Annotated in this window: 14 protein-coding genes; 5 read left to right on the forward strand and 9 right to left on the reverse strand. The window is 60.4% G+C overall.

The window, feature by feature from the left end; translation table 11 throughout:
- Positions 1 to 6: 6 nt before the first annotated feature.
- Positions 7 to 936, reverse strand: a complete 930-nt coding sequence (locus tag BLU24_RS07595) for an AraC family transcriptional regulator (protein ID WP_090285754.1) — start codon at positions 934 to 936, stop codon at positions 7 to 9.
- A gap of 336 nt (positions 937 to 1,272) precedes the next feature.
- Between BLU24_RS07595 and BLU24_RS07600 the strand changes: the two genes are divergently transcribed.
- Positions 1,273 to 1,626 carry an antibiotic biosynthesis monooxygenase family protein gene (locus tag BLU24_RS07600; RefSeq protein ID WP_093098867.1) on the forward strand — a complete coding sequence of 118 codons (354 nt, stop codon included), beginning with the start codon at positions 1,273 to 1,275 and terminating at the stop codon, positions 1,624 to 1,626.
- Positions 1,627 to 1,669: 43 nt separating this feature from the next.
- Positions 1,670 to 1,912 carry a hypothetical protein gene (locus BLU24_RS07605; RefSeq protein WP_016773447.1) on the forward strand — a complete coding sequence of 81 codons (243 nt, stop codon included), beginning with the start codon at positions 1,670 to 1,672 and terminating at the stop codon, positions 1,910 to 1,912.
- Between the two features lie 4 nt (positions 1,913 to 1,916).
- On the opposite strand, the gene BLU24_RS07610 is transcribed toward BLU24_RS07605, so the two are convergent.
- The 8 genes from BLU24_RS07610 to BLU24_RS07645 form a co-directional block, all read right to left on the reverse strand.
- Positions 1,917 to 2,546: a flavin reductase family protein gene (locus BLU24_RS07610; protein ID WP_093098870.1), complete on the reverse strand. Its 630-nt coding sequence runs from the start codon at positions 2,544 to 2,546 to the stop codon at positions 1,917 to 1,919.
- Between the two features lie 238 nt (positions 2,547 to 2,784).
- On the reverse strand, positions 2,785 to 3,018 hold the full coding sequence (locus tag BLU24_RS07615; protein ID WP_093098873.1) for a hypothetical protein: 234 nt from the start codon (positions 3,016 to 3,018) through the stop codon (positions 2,785 to 2,787).
- 381 nt (positions 3,019 to 3,399) lie between these two features.
- Positions 3,400 to 4,719, reverse strand: coding sequence for an MFS transporter (locus tag BLU24_RS07620; RefSeq protein WP_090285740.1), 1,320 nt, complete (start codon positions 4,717 to 4,719; stop codon positions 3,400 to 3,402).
- 371 nt (positions 4,720 to 5,090) lie between these two features.
- Entirely contained in the window at positions 5,091 to 6,419 is a 1,329-nt protein-coding gene (locus tag BLU24_RS07625) for a sigma-54-dependent transcriptional regulator (RefSeq protein WP_093098876.1), read from the reverse strand.
- The gene (locus tag BLU24_RS07630) at positions 6,419 to 8,179 is read right to left on the reverse strand and encodes an ATP-binding protein (RefSeq protein WP_093098879.1); all 1,761 of its coding nucleotides are present in this window, start codon (positions 8,177 to 8,179) and stop codon (positions 6,419 to 6,421) included. Before BLU24_RS07630 ends, BLU24_RS07625 begins: the two co-directional genes overlap by 1 nt.
- Before the next feature lie 88 nt (positions 8,180 to 8,267).
- Positions 8,268 to 10,970, reverse strand: a complete 2,703-nt coding sequence (locus BLU24_RS07635; protein ID WP_093098882.1) for an RHS repeat domain-containing protein — start codon at positions 10,968 to 10,970, stop codon at positions 8,268 to 8,270.
- Complete coding sequence (locus BLU24_RS07640; RefSeq protein ID WP_093098885.1) at positions 10,967 to 15,430, reverse strand: SpvB/TcaC N-terminal domain-containing protein; 4,464 nt, start codon at positions 15,428 to 15,430, stop codon at positions 10,967 to 10,969. Before BLU24_RS07640 ends, BLU24_RS07635 begins: the two co-directional genes overlap by 4 nt.
- 200 nt (positions 15,431 to 15,630) lie before the next feature.
- On the reverse strand, positions 15,631 to 17,154 hold the full coding sequence (locus tag BLU24_RS07645) for a fumarate hydratase (RefSeq protein WP_090285728.1): 1,524 nt from the start codon (positions 17,152 to 17,154) through the stop codon (positions 15,631 to 15,633).
- Between the two features lie 435 nt (positions 17,155 to 17,589).
- On the opposite strand from BLU24_RS07645, the gene BLU24_RS07650 reads away from it, so the two are divergent.
- The 3 genes from BLU24_RS07650 to BLU24_RS07660 are packed head-to-tail and all read left to right on the forward strand — an operon-like array spanning position 17,590 to position 20,401.
- Positions 17,590 to 18,696, forward strand: a complete 1,107-nt coding sequence (locus BLU24_RS07650; RefSeq protein WP_093098887.1) for a GGDEF domain-containing protein — start codon at positions 17,590 to 17,592, stop codon at positions 18,694 to 18,696.
- Positions 18,689 to 19,624 (forward strand): iron-sulfur-binding ferredoxin reductase, encoded by a 936-nt coding sequence (locus tag BLU24_RS07655; protein ID WP_093098890.1) that lies wholly within the window; start codon positions 18,689 to 18,691, stop codon positions 19,622 to 19,624. Before BLU24_RS07650 ends, BLU24_RS07655 begins: the two co-directional genes overlap by 8 nt.
- 27 nt (positions 19,625 to 19,651) lie before the next feature.
- Complete coding sequence (locus BLU24_RS07660) at positions 19,652 to 20,401, forward strand: enoyl-CoA hydratase-related protein (protein ID WP_093098892.1); 750 nt, start codon at positions 19,652 to 19,654, stop codon at positions 20,399 to 20,401.
- Positions 20,402 to 20,463: the final 62 nt, after the last annotated feature.

Here is a 20,463-nt window from a genome sequence, read left to right on the forward strand (position 1 = left end):
GAAGGTTCACACCGAAAGCCGCAACCGCGCCAGATCCCGCAACGGCGGCGCGCCAAACAGTCGGCTGTACTCGCGGCTGAATTGCGACGGGCTTTCATAGCCCACGCGATACCCCGCCGCCGACGCCTCCAGCCCTTCAGTCAACATCAAGCGCCGCGCTTCCTGCAAACGCAACTGCTTCTGATACTGCAACGGACTCATCGCCGTCATCGCCTTGAAACGGTGATGCAAGGTCGAGACGCTGAGGTTCACTTCTTTGGCCAGGTCATCGATGCGCAGCGGCTGCTCGAAGTTGCCGTTGAGCCATTTGATCGCTTGGCTGATGCGATGGCTCTGGCTGTTGGCAATCGCGATTTCGTACAAGCGATGGCCCTGCGGGCTGCGCAATAGACGGTAGAGAATCTCGCGACGAATCAGCGGCGCGAGCATGGCGATGTCTTTCGGTGCATCGAGCAGTCGGGCCAGACGCAGCACCGCGTCGAGCATCGAACTGTCGATGCGCTCTACGTACAGGCCACGTCCGGTCGGGCGGGTCGGTACGCCCATCGGGCCGGCATCGGCGATCAGCGCGGTGATTTCGGTCGGGTCGATATCCAGGCGCACGGCGAGGATCGGTTCGTCCGGCGAGACATTGACCACGCGCCCGCTCAGCGGCATCGAAACCGATACCACCAGATAATTCAGCGGGTCGTAATTGAAGAATTCGTCGGCCAGCCGCACCTCTTTGCGCCCCTGCGCCATGATGCACAGCGCCGGTTGCGCAAGCACCGGGGCGAAGTCGTGGGATTTGGTGTGACGAGACATGAACAGCGAGCCAATGGCGGTCTGGTAGCTGCCATCGTCGCTGGTGTTGCGGCGGATGATCGCCGCCAGCTCCGCGCGCTGTTTTTCCATGTCAGCAGTGGGTTCGGCTTGAAAACGATCGAATGACGTCATGCACGGCATCCTCGGCAGGTGAGGTGGAATGCAGCAGAGCATAAGTTTGTGCAAGCGCGAGCGGTAGATACATTCTGTCAAATGCTTGCCTGATTCTGCCGGCGCTTGCCTGGCTGCCCAGCCACAGCAGGACGCAGCCCGGCAAACTTGCTTGATACACCGTATGCCAAGCCTGTGACACGGATTTACAGCTTGTTACAGGTGCAGCGCGCGGCCACGCAGGATTGGGCAACTCGTCGACAGGAATCGACTAACGGCGCAAATGGCTCGGCGCTTAATCTTTGCTTCAGTCGCAGCCCGTCCCTGGCTGCTACGCGATTTCATGGAGGGTTGATCATGTCCAAGCAGATGCCTGTCAGTCATATGGCCTTCGTTCGTGCTCAAGCCGGGCGTTCGGCGGAACTCGGTGTGCGCCTGAGCGCGTTGATCGAAGTCTCACGATCGGCACCCGGTTGCCTGAGTTTTTCCTTGCAACAATCGCAGTGCGATCCAGAGCTGTGGCTGGTGTCCGGGTTCTGGAGCAGTCAGCCGATGATGACCGCCTATTTCAACAGCCCATCGATGGAAGTCTTCGCCGAGCTGGTGCAAGACCTGGTGGTCAACAGCCTCGATTTTCACACCTTCCGCGACGTCTCGGCTGCACAAGCCCTGCGCCAGTGCCCGGCGCCGGTACACAAACTCGTCGGTTGAGGGTTTAATGGCCGGCTTATCTGTCTGAGCCGGGATGTGTGACATGGCACGTAAAGAGTTCGAACGCTTCGAAGCGGTTTCCGCAGTGGTCCCCGTCGAGTTGGGCGGCAACAAGGGTTATTACGCGGCAATCGCGGTCAAGGCCCTGGTCGATGGCGGTGCGCCACGCTTTCACAAACTGCTCGATGAGCAAGTGTTCCCCGGTGCCATTGCCGCCGACGACGCCGCGATCAATGAGCTGGACAAACTCAAGGGCGTCACTGATGACGCCGAGTTGATCTGGTAAGCGCTTACTTGCCCGCGCCCGGACGCCACATTTTGAACAGCGCCTCCGGCCCCAACTGGAAATAGTCCGCCGGCCCGCCGCCGCGCAGAATCGGTTGCGCTGCGGCGGTGTCGTAGATGCCGTCTTTCAGCAACCACTTGGCGATGTGCACGGCGACCACTTCGCCGAGGATCAGCCAGCTCGGCACCGTTTCGCCATCGGCGCGCTGCAGCTGAATGATCTGCGTGACCTTGCACTCGAAGGACACCGGACTTTCCGCCACGCGCGGCACGGCGATCACCTTCGACGCTACGGTCGTCAACCCCGCCAGTTCGAACTCGTTCACCTCAGGCGCGACCATCGCGCAGCTCTGGTTCATCTGCTCGGCCAATGGACGCGTGGCGAGGTTCCAGGCGAATTCGCCGGTCTGCTCGATGTTGTTCAGGCTGTCTTTGCGACCGACGCTGGAAAAGCCAATGATCGGCGGAATGTAGTTGAACGCATTGAAGAAACTGTACGGCGCCAGGTTGAGCTGACCTTCGGCATTCTGCGAGGAAATCCAGCCGATGGGCCGCGGACCGACGATGGCGTTGAACGGATCGTGGGGCAGGCCGTGGCCGTTGGCGGGTTCGTAGAAGTGGATGTCATCGGGCATGGCGGGCGGTCCTGCGAAGTGTTTTTCGAGCGCTACATAGTGCAAGCCCACGTCGCAGATTTCCAGCCAGATGCAAATCCCTGTGGGAGTTAGCCTGCTGGCGATAGCGGTGTATCAGTCACCAGATGCATCGGCTTGCTTATAGCTTTCGCGAGCAGGCTCGCACACAGGGTGTGTTTGCAATACCCGGAAATGAGCAAGCCCGGTCGAGGCCGGGCTGTGTGAGAACTGCTGATAATCAGCTGATTGCGTCTGCAGTACCGGTTTTGTCGAAGCCATCGGCGGCGATGGTTTTGCCGATGTTGGTTTTATCGAAACCGTCAGCGGCATAGGTGCCGGAGTGGCTGGTTTCGACGGCTGCGGTGGCGCCGGAAATGAAGTCGGCGGATTTGGTTCTGTCCGAACCATCGGCAGCGAAGGTGTTGGCAGCCAGTACGGACAGGGTCAGGGCGAGCATCAGTCGGGTTTTCATGGCGGTTACTCCGGATGGGTTGGCGTGTGTGTCCTGCATGGGTTTTATGCTACGACAATTAATTTGATTGATGAGCGCAAATTAATGCTAAAAACCATCGATTAATTTGATGTTAAGAGCGGCGCATGTTTTTCGCTTTCGTCGCAGGAGAGAGCGTCGCGCATGTCATCGATCAGGTAGGGGCAGGATGTGGTGGCGGGATTAATTAGCGATTAATCGATTTCAGGGGGAGCTTGATTCTTAAGCCTGTAGATCGTGGAGCCCTATCGCGAGCAGGCTCACTCCTACAAGGGATTGGTGTCGACTACCGATCCAGTGTAGGAGCGAGCCTGCTCGCGAAGGGCCAGCAAAGCCACCGTTGCAGTGGCGCTGTGAAGCCGATCAATCAGTGACGATGCGCGAATGCTTCTGGGTGTCCTTCATGGTGATGTACACCAGCAACGACACGGCAATGCACGCGGTCACGTACCAGTAGTAACCGGTTTCCATGCCGATGCTCTTGAACCACAGCGCGATGTATTCGGCGGTGCCGCCGAAGATCGACACGGTCAATGCGTACGGCAGGCCGACACCCAGGGCGCGGATCTCGGTCGGGAACAGTTCGGCTTTGACCACCGCGTTGATCGAGGTGTAGCCGCTGACGATGATCAACGCTGCCATGATCAGGAAGAACGCGCCCCACCAGGTCTGGATGGTGTGCAGGGTCATCAGGATCGGCACGGTGAAGATCGTCCCCAGGACACCAAACGCGATCAGGATCGGACGACGACCGATCTTGTCCGACAGGCCACCGATGATCGGTTGCAGGCACATGAACAGAAACAGCGTGGCGGCGGAAATGGTGGTCGAGTCGGAAATGCTCATGCCCACCGTGTTGACCAGATACTTCTGCATGTAGGTGGTGTAGGTGTAGAACGCCAGGGTGCCGCCCATGGTCAGGCCGACCACGGTCAACAGCTCTTTGGGATGGCGCATCAAGGTGCGCATGGCGCTTTCTTTGGACTTCTCTTTCTTGGTGAACGACTCGGTTTCTTCCATGCCGCGACGCAGGTAGAGGGCAACCACGGCACACAACGCGCCGATGGCGAACGGGATGCGCCAGCCCCACGCATACAGCTGTTCAGTGGTCAGCGTGTTTTGCAGCACGATCAGCACGCCCAGCGCGATGAGCTGGCCGGAGATCAGGGTCACGTACTGGAAGCTGGAGAAGAAGCCGCGACGTTCTTTGGTGGCCATTTCCGAGAGGTAAGTGGCCGAGGTGCCGTATTCGCCACCGACCGACAGGCCTTGCAGCAGACGGGCGAACACCAGCAGGATCGGCGCGCCGATGCCGATGGTTTCGTAGTTCGGGCTCAGCGCGATCAGCAGCGAGCCGAAGCACATCAGGTACACCGAGGCCATCAGGGCCTTCTTGCGGCCGACCTTATCGGCGTACATGCCCATCAGCCAGCCACCGATCGGACGCATCAGAAAGCCGACGGCGAAGATCGCTGCAGTGTTCATCAATTGCGCAGTGGTGGAACCGGCGGGAAAGAAGGTTTTCGCGAAGTACAGCGAGAAGGCGGCATACACGTACCAGTCGTACCACTCGACCATGTTGCCGACGGAACCGCTGAAGATCGATTTGATCCGGCTGGCGGTGGTTCTCGTTTTGACCGGCGCAGCCGCCGACCCAAGTGGCAGGGCGTTGGAGTTATCCATTGAAGGATCCTTCGTTTAATTGTTTTTGTGGAGCGCGTCGAAACGCAGCCTGCCGGGGCTATAGCAGGAGCTGTGCCAACGGGGCGAGGGCCGGATTAGAGGGGGTGGCGGGAGCGGGTGAGCGGGATGTTGCCGAATAATTCGAATCGATGAGCGGATTTCCGCTTATCGGCGTAAAGATCAAGAACCCCTCACCCTAGCCCTCTCCCTGAGGGAGAGGGGACCGACCGAGTGGCTTATTTGAAGTGTTTCGACCTGAGATACCGAGTGGAATACATATTCTGAATAGCATGGAGATCGGCTCCCTTTCCCCTCGCCCCCTTGGGAGAGAGGGCTGGGGTGAGGGGAATGGTTCTCAGCCCCACAGAAAATCATTCGGCCAGAAACATCTCCCGACTCAGCCCATGTCGCTGCATCTTTTCATTGAACGTGCGGCGCGGCAGTTGCAGCTCTTCAAGCACCGCTTTCACGTCACCTTTGTGCCGCGTCAGTGCCGCTCGCAGGCACTGCGCCTCGAACGCTTCCTGCTGGGCCGCCAGCGATTGCCCCGGCTCGACGCCCGGCACCGGCTCGTCCAGCCCCAGCACTTGCCGTTCGGCAACGTTGGCCAGTTCGCGCACGTTACCCGGCCAGTCATGGCTGAGCAGGTGACTCAGCTGCGCGCCGCTCAACGGCGCAAAGGTGCGACCAAGGCGCTCGGCGGCTTGGCGGGCGAAGGTGTCGAACAGCAGCGGAATGTCTTCGCGGCGCTCGCGCAAGGGCGGCAAGCGCAGTTCGGCAACGTTCAGGCGATAGGCCAGATCTTCGCGAAAGCGCCCGGCACGGGCCTCGTCGAGCAGATCGGGTTTGGTCGCCGCGACGATACGCAAATCAACGCGGATGCTCTGGTTCGAGCCGAGCCGTTCCAGCTTCTGCTCCTGCAACACCCGCAGCAGCTTCACCTGCTGGGCCAGGGGCATGCTTTCGATCTCGTCGAGAAACAGCGTGCCGCCATCGGCATATTCGAGTTTGCCGATGCGCTTGCCGGACGCACCGGTGAAGGCGCCGCTCTCATGGCCGAACAACTCGGCTTCGAACAGTTGCTCGGGAATCGCCGCGCAGTTCAGCGCCACGAAAGGTTTGCCGGCGCGCGGGCCGAAATCATGCAGGCAGCGCGCAACCAGTTCCTTGCCGCTGCCGGTTTCGCCACGGATCAGCACATTGACCGGCAGCGCCGCCAGATCCAGCACTTGCCGGCGCAAGGTCTGCAAACCACGGGAGACACCGAGCAAGGTCGCATCGAGTCTGGCGCGATTGTCGGCCTGCGTATGCAGGGCGCGGTTCTCCAGTACCAGACGGCGTTTGTCCAGCGCACGGCGCAAGCTGCCCAGCAGGCTCTCCGGGCTGAAGGGTTTTTCCAGAAAGTCATAGGCACCGTCGCGCATGGCCTCGACGGCCATCGGCACATCGCCGTGGCCAGTGAGCAGAATCACCGGCAGATCGGCATCGCGTTTCTGAACGTCGGCCAATAACGCCAAGCCACCCATGCCGGGCATGCGCACGTCGCTGAGGATCACCCCGGCAAAATGCGCGGGCAGGGCGGCGAGGCATTCTTCGGCGCGGCTGAACAGCTGCACCTCGAACCCGGACAGGCTCAGCCACTGTTTGACGGCGCTGCGAATGCTGCTTTCATCGTCGACCACCATCACCGAATTGAGCATCAGATGTGTGCCTCCTGATCGATCGGTAAGGTCAGGCTGAACACCGCGCCAGCGTCGCCATTCTCGGCGCTCAGGCGCCCGCCGGATTCATGCACGATGGCGAACGATACCGCCAGGCCAAGGCCCAGGCCATCACCTACAGGTTTGGTGGTGAAGAACGGGTCGAATATCTGCGCCAGATGTTCTTCGGCAATCCCGCCGCCATTGTCGCTGACGCTCAGGTGCCAGAGTTGCTCATCGGCCTGCAGACGGATTTCCAGTCGCTTGCAGGGTTTGCCGTGCATCGCATCCAGTGCGTTGCGCAGCAAATTGATCAACACCTGTTCGAGGCGAATCGCATCACCGCGCACCCACGCCGGGCGGGTCAGGTGCAGCACCAGGCTGACCTGTTCGTCTCGCAGCCGCGCATCGAGCAATTGCAAGGCTTGATCGACCACCGTCGCCAGGTCGAGACGTTCGCGTAAGCCGCTGGGGCTCTTGCGCGCGAACGTCTTGAGGTGGCCGGTGAGCGCGGCCATGCGCGTGAGCATGTCGTCCACCGGTTTCAGCGCTTTGTAGGCATCGTCGACGCGACCATGTTCGAGCAGCAGGCGCAGCGTCGCCAGTTGCATGCGCTGAGCGGTAAGCGGTTGATTGATTTCATGGGCGAGTGCTGCGGACATCTGCCCGAGCGCGGCGAGTTTGGCCGATTGCACCAGACCTTCCTGGGCGGTGCGCAGATCGCGGGTGCGCTCCTCCACCAACCGTTCCAGTTCTTCGCGGTTGCGCTGGCGGACTTTCGACAGCCGCCAGCGCTGATTGAGGAACAGCAACAGAAACACCACCGCCAGCCACACCCCGGCAGCGGCCAGCCCGGCATTGCGCAGATCTTCGAACGCCACTTGCGGACGGCGCAGCAAGTGCAGGGTCCAGCCTTCGGCGGTCAGCGGCAGCGACTCCCACAGATAATCGGCCGTGCCATCCGGGCCTTCGACGCGGCGCAGGTCGCTGTTGTCATCGAAACGGCGCAGCGCCAGGTGTGTCAGCGGCAGCAACGTCTGTTTGTCGTACTGCCGCGTGGCCTTGATTTCGGCCATGTCGCTGGCACTCAACGGTCGCAGCGCGCGATAGCGCCAGCCCGGCTGATTGGCGATGAAAATGATCCCGCGTGCATCGCTGACCAACAGCGTGTCGCTGCCCTGGCGCCACTCGCGCTCCAGCTCGGGGAATTCCAGCTTGACCACCATTGCGCCGAGAAACTCGTCCTTCTCGCCTAGCACCGCGCTGGAGAGAAAATATCCGGGAATCCCGCTGGTCACGCCCACCGCATAAAACCGCCCGCTGCCTTGGGTACGGGTCTGGCTGAAGTACGGGCGAAAACCGTAGTTATGGCCGACGTAACTGCTGGGCAACCGCCAGTTGCTCGCCGCCACAGCCAGACCGCTGCGATCGAGCAATTCCAGGGTCGAGGATTGTGCCGCACCGTTGATCTTTTCCAGTTTCAGGTTCAGCGCTGCTTGTTCGTCGGCATCGACCGGGCCGGCCAGTGCCGCACGCAGTTGCGGGTCCAGCGCCAGCACGGCGGGCAGGGCGCGATAGCGATCGATCAGGGTGTGCAGTGAGTTGGCGTACAACCCCAGTTGCTGGTTGGCGCGCGCGGCGTCTTCTTCCAGTGCCTGACGCTCGGCATGGCGCATCGCAAAGGTCGCGGCCACGACCGTGCCAGTGATGATCAACAGGGAATACAACGACAGACGCAGGGTACGGGAAGTCGGCAGCATGCTGGGCGCAAACGGTCAGGAAAGTCAGGCCGAGACCATAGCATGGCCCCGGCCTGAAACGATAAGCACCGTAGCGCGTTACCTCTTTCTAAACGGACGCTGCCCGCGAATTCGAGCGGCTACGAACGACATTGTTTCGCCTACGCACGCTGGACGGTGTACTACCGGAAGACGTCGAACTTCTGGGGGACGAGTTGGGACTATCTACGGGTGGTGGCCGCATCCGCCCAATTTTTTCGAGCATGCCCATGCTTCGCCAGGTGACCCCGGCCAGCTCTTCCGCCTCCAGTACCTGCGTACGCAAAGCGTCCAGTGCCTTTGTCGTCGGGTTGGCCTTTAGCTGGTAATCGTTGATCCGGTGTTCTGCGGCGTTCATCAATTTCCCACCCCGCTTTTCATTTTCTGCCTGGAGCTTGGGGCTTCTCCACTCATCAATGTATCCGCCCACCACTGGCCCTAGAATCGTGCCGGCAGCGACCGCTACCAAATTGGCGACGTTGGTGACAATGCTGTAAAAGCTGTGGGCAGCCTGCGTTACATCGCGGGGCGGCAATTGTCCATCGCTACCTGGGTCCCATGTGGCGGGGGGAGACCAGTTGGGGTTGAACATTGTGGCGTCTCGTACGATTTCCACGGTGATAGCCAAAACGGAGCTGATAATCAATGCGTTGGGTACGGACATTCCGCCCGCAGGCACCAGCGTTAGCCCAACCCTGGAGTTGGCGAATGACAGCGCTGCCGCCTTGGCCCGCTCGCTCCATGTAAGTTCGGGGTCAGGGGGAAGGCGCCCGGGGGGATTGGCCTGGGGATCGGGTACCAGGCCTGGTGTTCCGACTCCTGCCGAAGACGATCGGCGCGAGGAGCCGGGAGTGGAGATGGCAATGCTGGTTTGTGAAGCACTGCTGGTTTGTGCCTGCGTCGTGGTCGCCCCTTGTTGGTCGACAAAGTTGATCGGGTTGTTATGGGTCATGCAATACAGATTCAAGCCATCTGCGATTCCGTGTCGGTCCGGTTGCGTCCAGCGACCCAGCCACGGCGCATAATAGCGCTCGCCATAATAGTAGAGCCCGCTGCGATCCAGTTCCTTGCCGCTGTAGCGGATGGTTTTGTAATCGACCTCTATATCGGTGAGCGACAGGAAACAGGCAGTCGCGCCGAATGGAAAGAATTGCTCGTGGCTGATCATCTGCCCGAGTTGATCAAGTTCGATCAGGCATGAATTCAGGTGATCGTTCAGGCCGTATCGCAATTGCGTAGTGCCAATGCTTGCCGGATCGTTTTCCCAGTAAAGACAGCGCACAGTGCCCGCCCCGGTGGTGACGGTGATGGCATGCAGCTCTTCACCATTGTCCTTGCTGGAGATATCCAGCCCCGGCAGGTAACGTACCTGGTGAAAGTGGCTGGTGTTGTTGCCGTAGTGTTCGTAGCGTTTGCACACTCTCATGCCCTCGCTGTACCAGCATTTCTCCGCGTCTTCCCGATCGTCGGAACGCGAGATCATGACCACCGATTGCAACTCATCGCGGCTGTTCCACCGCAACGGCTGGCCTGGCAATCGTTCCAGCAGGTTGCCGTGCGGATCAAACAACCGGCTGAAGTCCGGAGGGGGATCGTCGGCTTCCTGCGATATGCCTCGATTGCTGTGGGGATCGATCACGATATGTCGGGTATGGCTTGCCCCCTCGCGCACTTGAATGATTTTGATCAGATTGCCGCCGTGGTCATATTCGTAGTTCTGGAGGTAGTTACGCAGGTCTGCGGGGTCGCAGGATTGCGCACGGACCGGTTGTGGCAGTGCGGCGGCACTGCAACCGGTAGCGCTGCTCAGTTGATACAGCGAATCGTAGGTGAAGGTACGCGTGCCGTCGCAGCGCTGATTGGCGAAAAAAACCGGCTTGACGGCGGCATCGAAGATCCGGGTGATCATTCCCATCGGATCGTAGCTGTACTCAAGGTCCTGAATGAACGGTTCGCTGCCTTTGCGTGCCCATTGCCTGACGAGGAGGGCATTGGCCGGGTCGTAATCCCAATGAACGCTGACGCCGTTGCCATTTTGTTGCGTGACAAGCTGTCCGCCGGCGTTGTATTGCGCGTCGATAAGCACCCCCCGTTCGAGCCCGTTTTTCAGGATCAGAGAGGTGGCTTTGAGTTGCCCGGCCAGATCATAAAGCATCGTCTGTTGATGCTGGCCGGCATCCGTCAGCACTGTGACCGCACCCAGCGGATCAAAGGTGCGTTGGCTGGTGAACGATTTCTCATCGTGAAAGGTTCGGGTTTCTCGCTGGGAGTGTCCGGCGAGGCTGTAACTGTGCACTTCCATGCAGCCTGAGGGATCAGTCAGTCGCTGATGTCGTCCGCGCAGGTTGTTGCCGGCATCCGCCGAGGCATCGGCATATTCGAATACTTCATCGTCCTGGGGGGTGGCTGTGTTGTTTACACTCAGCAGGCGCAGTTGCCGGTCGTAAGTCATGAGCCAGACCGCACCGCGATCATCCCAGCGCTGCAAGGTCTGACCTGCCAGCCCCGGCAGGCTCAAACGCATACCGGCATCGACGCTGTCTGTTCTCAATGGCTGATCCGCCAATGAGTAGACAGTCGCCAGACAGGGGCCGGCAAGACGTGGATCCCATTGGGCAACGCTGCGTCCGGCCAGATCCTGTTTCATGCGCGTGATCCGGGTCATTGGCAGGTCATCGGCATTCTTGCGCCAGTAGTCGACCCGCCGCACAGTCAGCCCACGACTGTCGGTGGCTGTCAGGGTTGGCGTACGATGATGGACGTGACTGTTCATGACAGTTCTTCCGCGGTGTCGTTGAAATCCTCACTGATGAGATACCAAGGGTGACGAGTCTGGCGGTAAAAGTAGCCTTTGGCGTTGACCAGCTTGACCGGGCGCCCCAGCGCGTCATGGAACAATTGATCGAACAACCCGAGCTGGCGCAGCGATTGATCATTGACGTAGCGGTGGGTGTTGGCGAAAAACGGCCGGTATTGGCGCTGCGGCAGACCTTTGTTGTTGTATTCGACGCGTTCACTGATACGCCATCGTGTCTGCGTCGGTTGCTCACCTTCTTCGATGAGCAGTTCACCATCCTCAGCCACCACATAAGCCAGCCCCGGGCCGACCTTTTGCTGGGTTTGCAATACCCGAGCAAAGCCATCGAAGCAGGTTTTGACGATCTGGATCTGTGCCTTGACGGTGTCGTAGGGGTAGCGGTCGGCGGTGAGCATCACGATGTGTACCGGTTCTCGGTAAGCCAGTTCAATGGCTGCGCGCAATTGCTGGTCTTCAGGCGTCAGGACGTGGTTTTGCCCAAGCCGGCGACGTGCGCTGGCACGGATTTGCCCGCCAGGCAAAAGGTCGCCTTGCTTGATCGCCCGGGCCTGAAGCGTGGAGGCAGGTATCAGGCCCATCCAGCTGAACAGGTTTTTGTGCAGGGTACTCGCTGCGTGTCCTACGGTATCTTCCGGATACAGAATGGCGTGTTCCGGACTGGGGGCCGGCAAGGTCCAGTCATCGGTCAGCTTGTCGAAGCCGGCAGGTTTGCCATTCTCGGTACCGTGAAAGCTGATGACCAGCGGCTGACCGGAAGGCTCGTAGATGACTTCTTCAGTGTTGTCATTGGCGTCCGTGATCCGCTTGGGTTTGAGGGCGTGGTAATCGAACTCTGCGACCTGGACGGCACAACCGTCGGGCAATTCCATGCGCACGACGGTCAGGTAGTGTGGATCGTATTCGGCTTTGGTCACGCCATGGCTTGGCGTTTCGTTGAAATCGAGCACTTTGTAGAACGCTTGCAAATCGCCGTACCGAGCCAGATTGAACCGCGACGACCAAAGGTTTTGTTCCTCGCGCAGCATCGCTTCGAACAGCAGCGGCATGGGTGAGTAACCAATTGCGCGGAGGGCCTCGCGGATGTCCAGATCCGGCACAATGCTGTAAGCGTCCAGCGCGGTCTTGTCCAGTAAGGCAAGTTCCAAAGAATGCAACAGAGCTTCGAATCCGGCGACGCCGTCCTCCAGTTCAATACCCTCTGTGTCCACGTAGCGCTGTATCGATTGGGAAGTCAGTACGCGTTCGATGGCCCATTCTGGCGAATCCTCAAGCTCTCTCAACGATTCGAAAGATACCTGTGCCGGGGTCAGCTCGCCGGGGCGCGTACCTTTGGCCAATTTAAACGCATTGGTCCGTTCCTGATACGGCGAGCCCAATCGCCATTGCTGTGGCTCAGTCAGGTTGATCGGACGCGTACAGGTTTCACGCAGACAAAAGTAATGCTGCTCCTCGTCTTGGGCGTCGCGCCACCACTGATTCAGATGGTCTTCGGAGAAGGGGGGCGGGCTCTGGGCGGTCAACCTGCGCGCATAGTTCACGGTAAATGCGTGAGTCGCGGCGCCATAAGCATCCCAGCGCAGGGTGACATCGTGGCGGCACAGCGGGTCATTGATAAAACCATCGTACTGATAACTGATTGCTTCGACCTGAAAGGGCAGCAGAACAGCTGCTGCATATTGGCCCTTCGGCCGCACCTCGCGAATCAGATAGCGCTTTTCCTCTACCGAGTAGAGGGCGGCTGCATCAGAGACTTGTGCATCTGGCCGGTAGGCAAAGGTCTCTGTTCGGGCAACCGAGCCGACCAATGCCTGCGCAATTCGATAGCGAGTCTCGGAGTCTTCGGGAGTGACGGGCTCATCGATTTCACCTTCGGGGTGGTAACGACTGAACAGGGTTTCGCCCAACGGGCAGGCGTCCACGTCCGCGCTGAAATAATCGTCGCCGGAGCGATTCATTTCCTGCCCGTTGTGAAACCAGGTGCATGTTTGCATCGGCTCGTTGAAGCCAGGCTCTGAAGGATCGGTTCCAATCTCGCAGTCAAGTCGCTGTGAATAGCCGAACCCGCGAAATTCCCGTCCGATGCCGTCGTAAAACCCTTCGCACCAGGTAAATGACTGGGTCAAGCGGTTGCCGGTGATCTCGTCGTACTGCTCCTGCTTTTTTACTACGGCCAGCGGAAACGGCAGATGACATACCGGTGCACGCTCAAGCGCCAGCAGCCGCTCCTTTTCATCCAGCCATTCCTGAGCCGAGCTGCGATAAGTCACGCTGCTGGAGCAACCCATGTTGTTGTTACTGTTGACCAGCAGATAGGGCTTGGCTGCAACAAAATCGTAGCGCCAATGCCGAGGCTTGATATGCGGTACCGTCAGAATCAGGCTGGCGCAACCAAGGCCTTGCAGATCGGCGAAACTGACCTGGCACGAACGGTCATAGCGCACCTCTTCGGGCCACGGAACGCTGACGGGAGTCTGTTGCAGACCATTGCCGCCGTGGTTCAGGTAAATGTCGAATCCTTCGGATTGCAGATAGATCAACGCCGGCGCGCCGGAACCATTGAGGTCGGCCAGACGCACTCGCGAGGCGTCGAATTCTTCATAGGTGAATGGCAGGGCACTGATCTTGCGACCTTTACCGAATTTACCGTGACCAAGATTCGGCCAGCAGCGGACCTCGTCATGGCGGATGCGGCACAGCTCAGGCATGTCGCTGCCGAGCAGGTTACCCAGAAGCACCAGTTCGGTTTGCGAGTTGCTGAAAACCGGCAGACGGTCGTCATCGTATTCATGGGGTATTTCTTGTGCGGCAGCGAAGCCTTTTTCCCGCAGGCTGGCATAGAGACGCACACGGTCGGGGCTGATGGTGGCCGCTGACATCAGGCCGTCGCCGCAAAAATCGCCCATGATCAAGCCCAGATTCTGGTGTTCCACGGAATACTTATCGAACGCGCTGAACAGTTCGAATTGTCGCTGCGCATTCAGCGCATGGAACCCGCAGTAACCCGATCGGGCGGTGATCAGGTCCAGGCGTCCGTCGCCGGTCAGATCAAGCAGTTGTGCCACGGCGCGGTTACGATCTGCCACCGGGATCTTGTCCAGCAAAGCCCAGGGGCCGTAACCGATCAGTTCAGTGCCAGGCGCTGCGCGCAGCGGTTCACGGTAGTACCAGGCGTTGTCGTAGCGGCAGAGAAAGCCCGGCACGCCCTCCCCATACAGATCGACGCATTGGTAGAACCCGTTGTCTTCGATGCCCGGTTGAGTCTCGTTTTCCAACAGGCGTGCAGGTGTCTTGTTGATCTCGAAGGGCGAGTATTCGAACTCTACCGGCGGTGATTGCTCGACATTGCCTTGCGCATCGAAGGCCTGATAGAGCGCCGCGGTGATCTGGCTGTAGGTGCTCTGCGCAATTTTTTGGATTGGTCGATATTCCAGCAGCAGGCGACGGGCAAGTTTCGCCTCTGCCGCCAGGCCCTCGGGGAAGTGATGAAACATCAACACTTGCTGGCACAGCCTGCGAGTGCTCAATTCAAAACCCTGACCATAGGTGAAAAACGGATCAGGTCGCAGCTGCCAGCGGTTCACTTCATCGTAGCTCGGAACCTCCGTCAGCGAAGTGCTGCGCTCGCCGTAATCGAACACCAGTTGAAAATGCCATGGCAGATCCGTCGGCCGCTCGGTGTCCCAGCAATAGAGGCGGTCGCTCGCCGTGGCATTGCCGTAACACACCCGGCGCAGATAACGCTGGGCGCGGTAGTCGTGAATGGGGTCTTGCTCGTCAGGCTGATCGTCCGGCTTGTACTCGTAGCAGATGTGTTCGCCATGGGCGTTCATGCTTTCACACAGCAGCCAGCTACTGATGCGCGATTCGTCGTCGGGGTCGGTACGGCGTGAGGCGGTGGTTTTGCCGTAGACATGCAACGTGCCGTCGGCCACATGCACCAGCCAGAAGGGCGCTCCCCCGTCAACCGGATGCCAGCATTCGCGCAGGGAGAAATCACTCTCAATCTGCGCCCGGTAAGACAGCACATTGTGCTCGGCAACAGGGACGCCGAGGTAACTGTTTTCGCTGCGCCACTTCAGGTTGCCGTTGTCATCCAGCTCCGGCATCCAGACTTCACCGTCATGACCGATGATTTCATCGTGCCCGGTGTAGCGCGGTACGCCCCTGTTGGTGCGTCGGCTGATCTGGCTCAGGCCCGCCAGATTCCAACCGAGGCCAAATGCGCTGTTACCGCTCTGGCTGCTGCCCGACAGTGTCAGGTGCGGATCACACCCGCGCCCGGCCGACGCCGGAACGGGCAATTCGATACCTGTGGTGCCGGTCGGGCCAACGGCGCTCCAGCTCTTGCCGATGGTGGCGATCGATGAGCTTCGGGCGATGGAAGGAGCAGTGATCTCGAGGTCTTGATCGGCCATGGTCGAATCCATTCGCGCTAGGTAGGACGTATGGATAGACGCTAACAGGAGTGAGCGGTAAACGGACCTGTCAGATCTGACAGGTGCGCAAGACTGTTTTGTATGCTTGGCCCACGTTTTTATCGCCAAATGCAAACACAAGCAAAAACGGCCGGGTCATCACTGTGGATGAACCGGCCGTTTTCATTCAGGCAAAGCGCTTATTGCACTTCGACTGCCAGACTTTCGCTGATCTTCTGTTGCCAGATCGCAGGACCGGTGATGTGTACCGACTCGCCTTTGCTGTCAACCGCGACGGTGACCGGCATGTCCTTGACCTCGAACTCGTAGATCGCCTCCATGCCCAGCTCGGCAAACGCCAACACCTTCGACTTCTTGATCGCTTGGGCGACCAGGTAAGCGGCGCCGCCGACAGCCATCAGGTACACGGCTTTGTTGTCCTTGATCGCCTCGATTGCGGTCGGGCCGCGCTCGGATTTGCCGATCATGCCCAACAGGCCGGTCTGCTCGAGGATCTGGCGGGTGAACTTGTCCATCCGCGTCGCGGTGGTCGGGCCAGCCGGGCCGACCACTTCGTCACCGACCGGATCGACCGGGCCGACGTAGTAGATGAAGCGACCTTTGAGATCCACCGGCAGGGTTTCACCTTTGTTGAGCATCTCGACCATGCGCTTGTGCGCCGCATCGCGACCGGTGAGCATCTTGCCGTTGAGCAGCACGGTTTCGCCCGGTTTCCAGCTTTGCACGTCTTCCGGGGTCAGGGTGTCGAGGTTGACGCGACGGGCTGACGGGCCGGCTTCCCAGACGATTTCCGGGTAGGCGTCGAGTGGTGGCGCCTCCAGCGAGGCCGGGCCGGAACCGTCGAGCACAAAGTGCGCGTGACGGGTGGCGGCGCAGTTGGGGATCATGCACACCGGCAAGGAGGCGGCGTGGGTCGGGTAATCCATGATCTTCACGTCGAGCACGGTGGTCAGGCCACCGAGGCCCTGGGCGCCGATACCCAACTGATTGACCTTCTCGAACAGCTCCAGACGCATTTCTTCGATGCGGTTCTGCGGGCCACGGGCCTTCAGCTCATGAATGTCGATGGATTCCATCAACACTTCCTTGGCCATCACCGCGGCTTTCTCGGCGGTGCCGCCGATGCCGATGCCGAGCATGCCCGGCGGGCACCAGCCGGCGCCCATGGTCGGAACGGTCTTGAGCACCCAGTCGACGATCGAGTCGGACGGGTTGAGCATGGCCATTTTCGACTTGTTCTCGGAACCGCCGCCCTTGGCCGCCACGTCCACTTCCACGGTGTTGCCCGGGACGATGGAGTAGTGAATCACGGCCGGGGTGTTGTCCCTGGTGTTCTTGCGCGCGCCTGCCGGGTCAGCGAGGATCGAAGCGCGCAGGACGTTTTCCGGCAGGTTGTAGGCGCGACGCACGCCTTCGTTGATCATGTCGTCCAGGCCCATGGTGGCGCCATCCCAACGCACGTCCATGCCGACACGGACGAACACGGTGACGATACCGGTGTCCTGGCAGATCGGGCGGTGGCCGGTGGCGCACATGCGCGAGTTGATCAGGATCTGCGCCATCGAATCACGGGCCGCTGGCGATTCTTCGCGCAGGTAGGCTTCGTGCATCGCCTGGATGAAATCCACGGGGTGGTAATAGGAAATGAACTGCAGGGCGTCGGCAACGCTCTGAATCAGGTCGTCTTGCTTGATCACGGTCATGAGTCGCGCTCCTCTAAAACACGATGGGGCAGCTACAAGCTTCTAGCTTCGAGCGGCAAGTTAAGCATTACGCGGACAGCTTGAGCTTGCCGCTTCAGGCTTGCGGCTTGTAGCTGTCCCTTTGTGGCGCGACGCTAAAAAGGCGCGGCAGTATACCGCGCATCAAAGGGGCGTACACGCGTCGGCGGTCATTCTCGGCGGCAGCTTCAAGCTTCAAGCGTCAAGCAGCAAGTCGAAGCAGTCCGCGGACAGCTTTAGCTTGCCGCTTGAAGCTCGCGGCTTGTAGCTGCCCGTCTGGGCCAGGCGGGCCACACTTTTGACGCCATTTTCCCGGCCCGAAAATCGGTGGTCATTTAGCGACCGGGCCTCTAAAGTGGCAACCGGTCTGTAGAGTAGGACACTCGGTCAGCTTCTTATCGCACGGTGAGTCAACGATTGACCCATAACGCCATTCAACGTCTTTTGCTCAAACGCTTCGCCCTCGCTGCAGCCACCTACGGATTGGCTTTACTGCTGCTGTGGCTGGCGTTTTTTACTGGTCACTACGAGCAATCCCTCAACGCCGTGAGCATCGGCAGCGCCCTGGTGGTCATCAGCCAGGCGGTGCTGTTCGCCTTGTTCTGGAGCGGGCGCAACCTGCGTTTCGCCGACCCCAGCCTGACCGAAGCGCAAGTGCTGCTCGGGCTCGGCTGGCAGACCTGGCTGATCGCCCATCTGGACGAAGCGCGCGGCGTCTTTCTGGTGTTTTACGTGATGATCCTGTTGTTCGGGCTGTTCCACCTCAGTCGACGAGCGTTCGTCCGTTGTGCCTTGCTGGTGTTCTTCAGTTTCAGTGCGATCACCCTGTGGGACGGCTACCAGTTGCGCCTGCGCGAGCCGGCGCTTGCTGCGTTGCAGGTGTGCGTGCTGGCGCTGGTGCTGGCGTGGCTGGTGCTGTATGCGCGCTTCGTTCAGGTTTCGCGGCAACGCCAGCGCCAGCGCCGGTTTGCCTTGCAGGCGCATCAGGACACCCTGCGCGGGATGATGCGCCAGCTTGAGGATCTGGTCGCCACCGATGAGCTGACCGGGCTGTTCAACCGTCGGCACTTCCTGCGCCTGGCCTCGCGCGAACTTAATGCAATGGACAGCGATGTCGTGCATGGCCTGGCGCTGATCGACCTTGACCATTTCAAACGCATCAACGACCTGCACGGCCACGCAGCGGGCGATCAGGTGCTGCAGGCCTTCGCCGGTGTCGCCCAGGCGTGTCTGCGCGACGGCGATGTGCTGGCGCGTTATGGTGGTGAGGAATTCGTCGTGTTGCTGCCCGATTGTGACGCCGAGCGGCTGACCGCGTGCTGCGAGCGTCTGCGTATCGCCTTTACCGATGTGGAACTGGTGGGCTTGAATGTGCGCAATCTGAGTCTGTCGGCCGGCATGACCCTGCTCGGCCTCGGCGATGATCTGGACGACGCCTTGCAGCGCGCCGATCAGGCGCTTTACCGAGCCAAGCGCGACGGGCGCAATCGCTGTGCGGCAGCGTGGGAGAACGTCGATGCCTGAACTTCGCGTCGGTGAGCGGCACTGGTCGGTGGCGGCGGGCAGCAACCTGCTCGATGCGCTCAACCAGAACGGCGTCGCCGTGCCCTATAGTTGTCGCGCCGGCAGTTGCCACGCCTGTCTGGTGCAATGCGTGCAAGGCCTGCCCGCCGATAACCGCCCGGACGCCTTGAGCGCCGAGCAGCGTCAGGATGGTTGGCGCCTGGCCTGCCAGTGTCAGGTGATCGAGGACATGGAGGTACACACCTTCGACCCGATTACCGACGGTCGCCCGGCCGAGGTCGAAGCGCTGGACTGGCTCAGCGATAGCGTCCTGCGGCTGCGCCTGACCGCGCAACAGCCACTGCGCTATAACGCCGGGCAACATCTGGTGTTGTGGATCGGGCAGATTGCGCGGCCCTATTCGCTGGCCAGCCTGCCGCAGGAAGACCGTTTTCTCGAGTTCCACCTCGATTGCCGCCAGCCCGGCGAGTTCAGTGATGCTGCACGAAAGCTTCAGATCGGCGACCCGCTTCGCCTCGGCGAATTGCGCGGCGGCGCCTTGCACTACGACCCGGACTGGCACGACCGACCTTTGTGGCTGCTGGCCGCCGGCACCGGTCTGGGCCCGTTGTTCGGTGTGCTGCGCGAAGCCTTGCGGCAGGATCACCAAGGCGCCATCCGCGTCATTCATCTGGCCCATGACCAGCGCGACCACTATCTGGCCAAACCCCTGGCGGCACTGGCTGCGCAGCGCGAAAGCCTCAGCGTCGAGCTGTGGACGGCGGCCGAGTCAGCCGCCGCTTTGGCGCAACTGCGCCTTGTTTCCCGGCAAACCCTGGCTTTAGTCTGCGGCTCGACCGCCAGTGTCGACGCCTTCGCCAGGCGTCTATACCTGGCCGGACTGCCGCGCAACCAACTGCTGGCCGACGTATTTTTGAGCCGGGGTTGAGCGCTGATTTCAGACGCGAGACACGCCATGACCGAAGCCATCCTGTTGCAACGCGAACGCGGTTTGCTGAGCCTGCGGCTCAATCGCCCGGACAAGAAAAACGCCCTGACTCGCGCCATGTACAACCGCCTCGCCGAGGCATTGCAACAGGCCGACAGCGATCCCGACATCAATGCCGTGCTGATCAGCGGCAGCGCCGAATGCTTTACCGCCGGCAACGACATTGCCGACTTCCTCCAGCAACCGCCGAGCGACCTCGACAGCCCGGTGTTCCACTTCATGCTCAATCTGCTCGAATGCCGCAAACCGGTGATCGCCGCTGTGGCCGGTGCCGCAGTGGGTATCGGTACGACCCTGCTGCTGCATTGCGATCTGGTCTATGTGAGCCGCGACGCGCGCTTGCGCATGCCATTCGTCAATCTGGGGCTGTGCCCGGAGTTTGGCTCCAGCCTGATCCTGCCGCGGTTGCTCGGGCAGGCCAGAGCGGCAGAGCTGTTGTTGCTCGGCGAAGGCTTCAGCGGGGAACAAGCGGCGGCCTGGGGCATTGCCACCGAGGCGCTGGACAGTGGCGAAGCGGCGTTGAGCAAGGCGCGGGAAGTGGCGTTGCGCTTCGACGAACTGCCGGTGGAAGCGGTGCGTATCAGCAAGCAATTGATGCGAGCGCCGGATCGAGAGTTGCTGCGAAAGGTAATCGAGGAGGAGGGCGCGTTGTTTACTCAGCGGCTGCGCTCGCCGGAAGCGTTGGCGGCTTTGAGCGGATTTATCAAACGGCATTGAAAAGCCAACCCTCACCCCAGCCCTCCCGAAACGTCGGACCGCCCCGAGGGAGAGGGGGCCGA

The organism is Pseudomonas sp. Z003-0.4C(8344-21) (genome assembly GCF_900104975.1).
Classification (GTDB): domain Bacteria; phylum Pseudomonadota; class Gammaproteobacteria; order Pseudomonadales; family Pseudomonadaceae; genus Aquipseudomonas; species Aquipseudomonas granadensis.

Excerpts from the sequence above, each read along its gene's own strand:
- BLU24_RS07630 (WP_093098879.1), bottom strand. The coding sequence starts at position 8,179 with ATGCTGCCGACTTCCCGTACCCTGCGTCTGTCGTTGTATTCCCTGTTG.
- BLU24_RS07655 (WP_093098890.1), top strand. The coding sequence starts at position 18,689 with ATGCCTGAACTTCGCGTCGGTGAGCGGCACTGGTCGGTGGCGGCGGGC.
- BLU24_RS07645 (WP_090285728.1), bottom strand. The coding sequence starts at position 17,154 with ATGACCGTGATCAAGCAAGACGACCTGATTCAGAGCGTTGCCGACGCC.
- BLU24_RS07600 (WP_093098867.1), top strand. The coding sequence starts at position 1,273 with ATGTCCAAGCAGATGCCTGTCAGTCATATGGCCTTCGTTCGTGCTCAA.
- BLU24_RS07640 (WP_093098885.1), bottom strand. The coding sequence starts at position 15,430 with ATGGCCGATCAAGACCTCGAGATCACTGCTCCTTCCATCGCCCGAAGC.
- BLU24_RS07635 (WP_093098882.1), bottom strand. The coding sequence starts at position 10,970 with ATGAACAGTCACGTCCATCATCGTACGCCAACCCTGACAGCCACCGAC.
- BLU24_RS07595 (WP_090285754.1), bottom strand. The coding sequence starts at position 936 with ATGACGTCATTCGATCGTTTTCAAGCCGAACCCACTGCTGACATGGAA.
- BLU24_RS07605 (WP_016773447.1), top strand. The coding sequence starts at position 1,670 with ATGGCACGTAAAGAGTTCGAACGCTTCGAAGCGGTTTCCGCAGTGGTC.
- BLU24_RS07620 (WP_090285740.1), bottom strand. The coding sequence starts at position 4,719 with ATGGATAACTCCAACGCCCTGCCACTTGGGTCGGCGGCTGCGCCGGTC.
- BLU24_RS07610 (WP_093098870.1), bottom strand. The coding sequence starts at position 2,546 with ATGCCCGATGACATCCACTTCTACGAACCCGCCAACGGCCACGGCCTG.
- BLU24_RS07625 (WP_093098876.1), bottom strand. The coding sequence starts at position 6,419 with ATGCTCAATTCGGTGATGGTGGTCGACGATGAAAGCAGCATTCGCAGC.
- BLU24_RS07615 (WP_093098873.1), bottom strand. The coding sequence starts at position 3,018 with ATGAAAACCCGACTGATGCTCGCCCTGACCCTGTCCGTACTGGCTGCC.
- BLU24_RS07660 (WP_093098892.1), top strand. The coding sequence starts at position 19,652 with ATGACCGAAGCCATCCTGTTGCAACGCGAACGCGGTTTGCTGAGCCTG.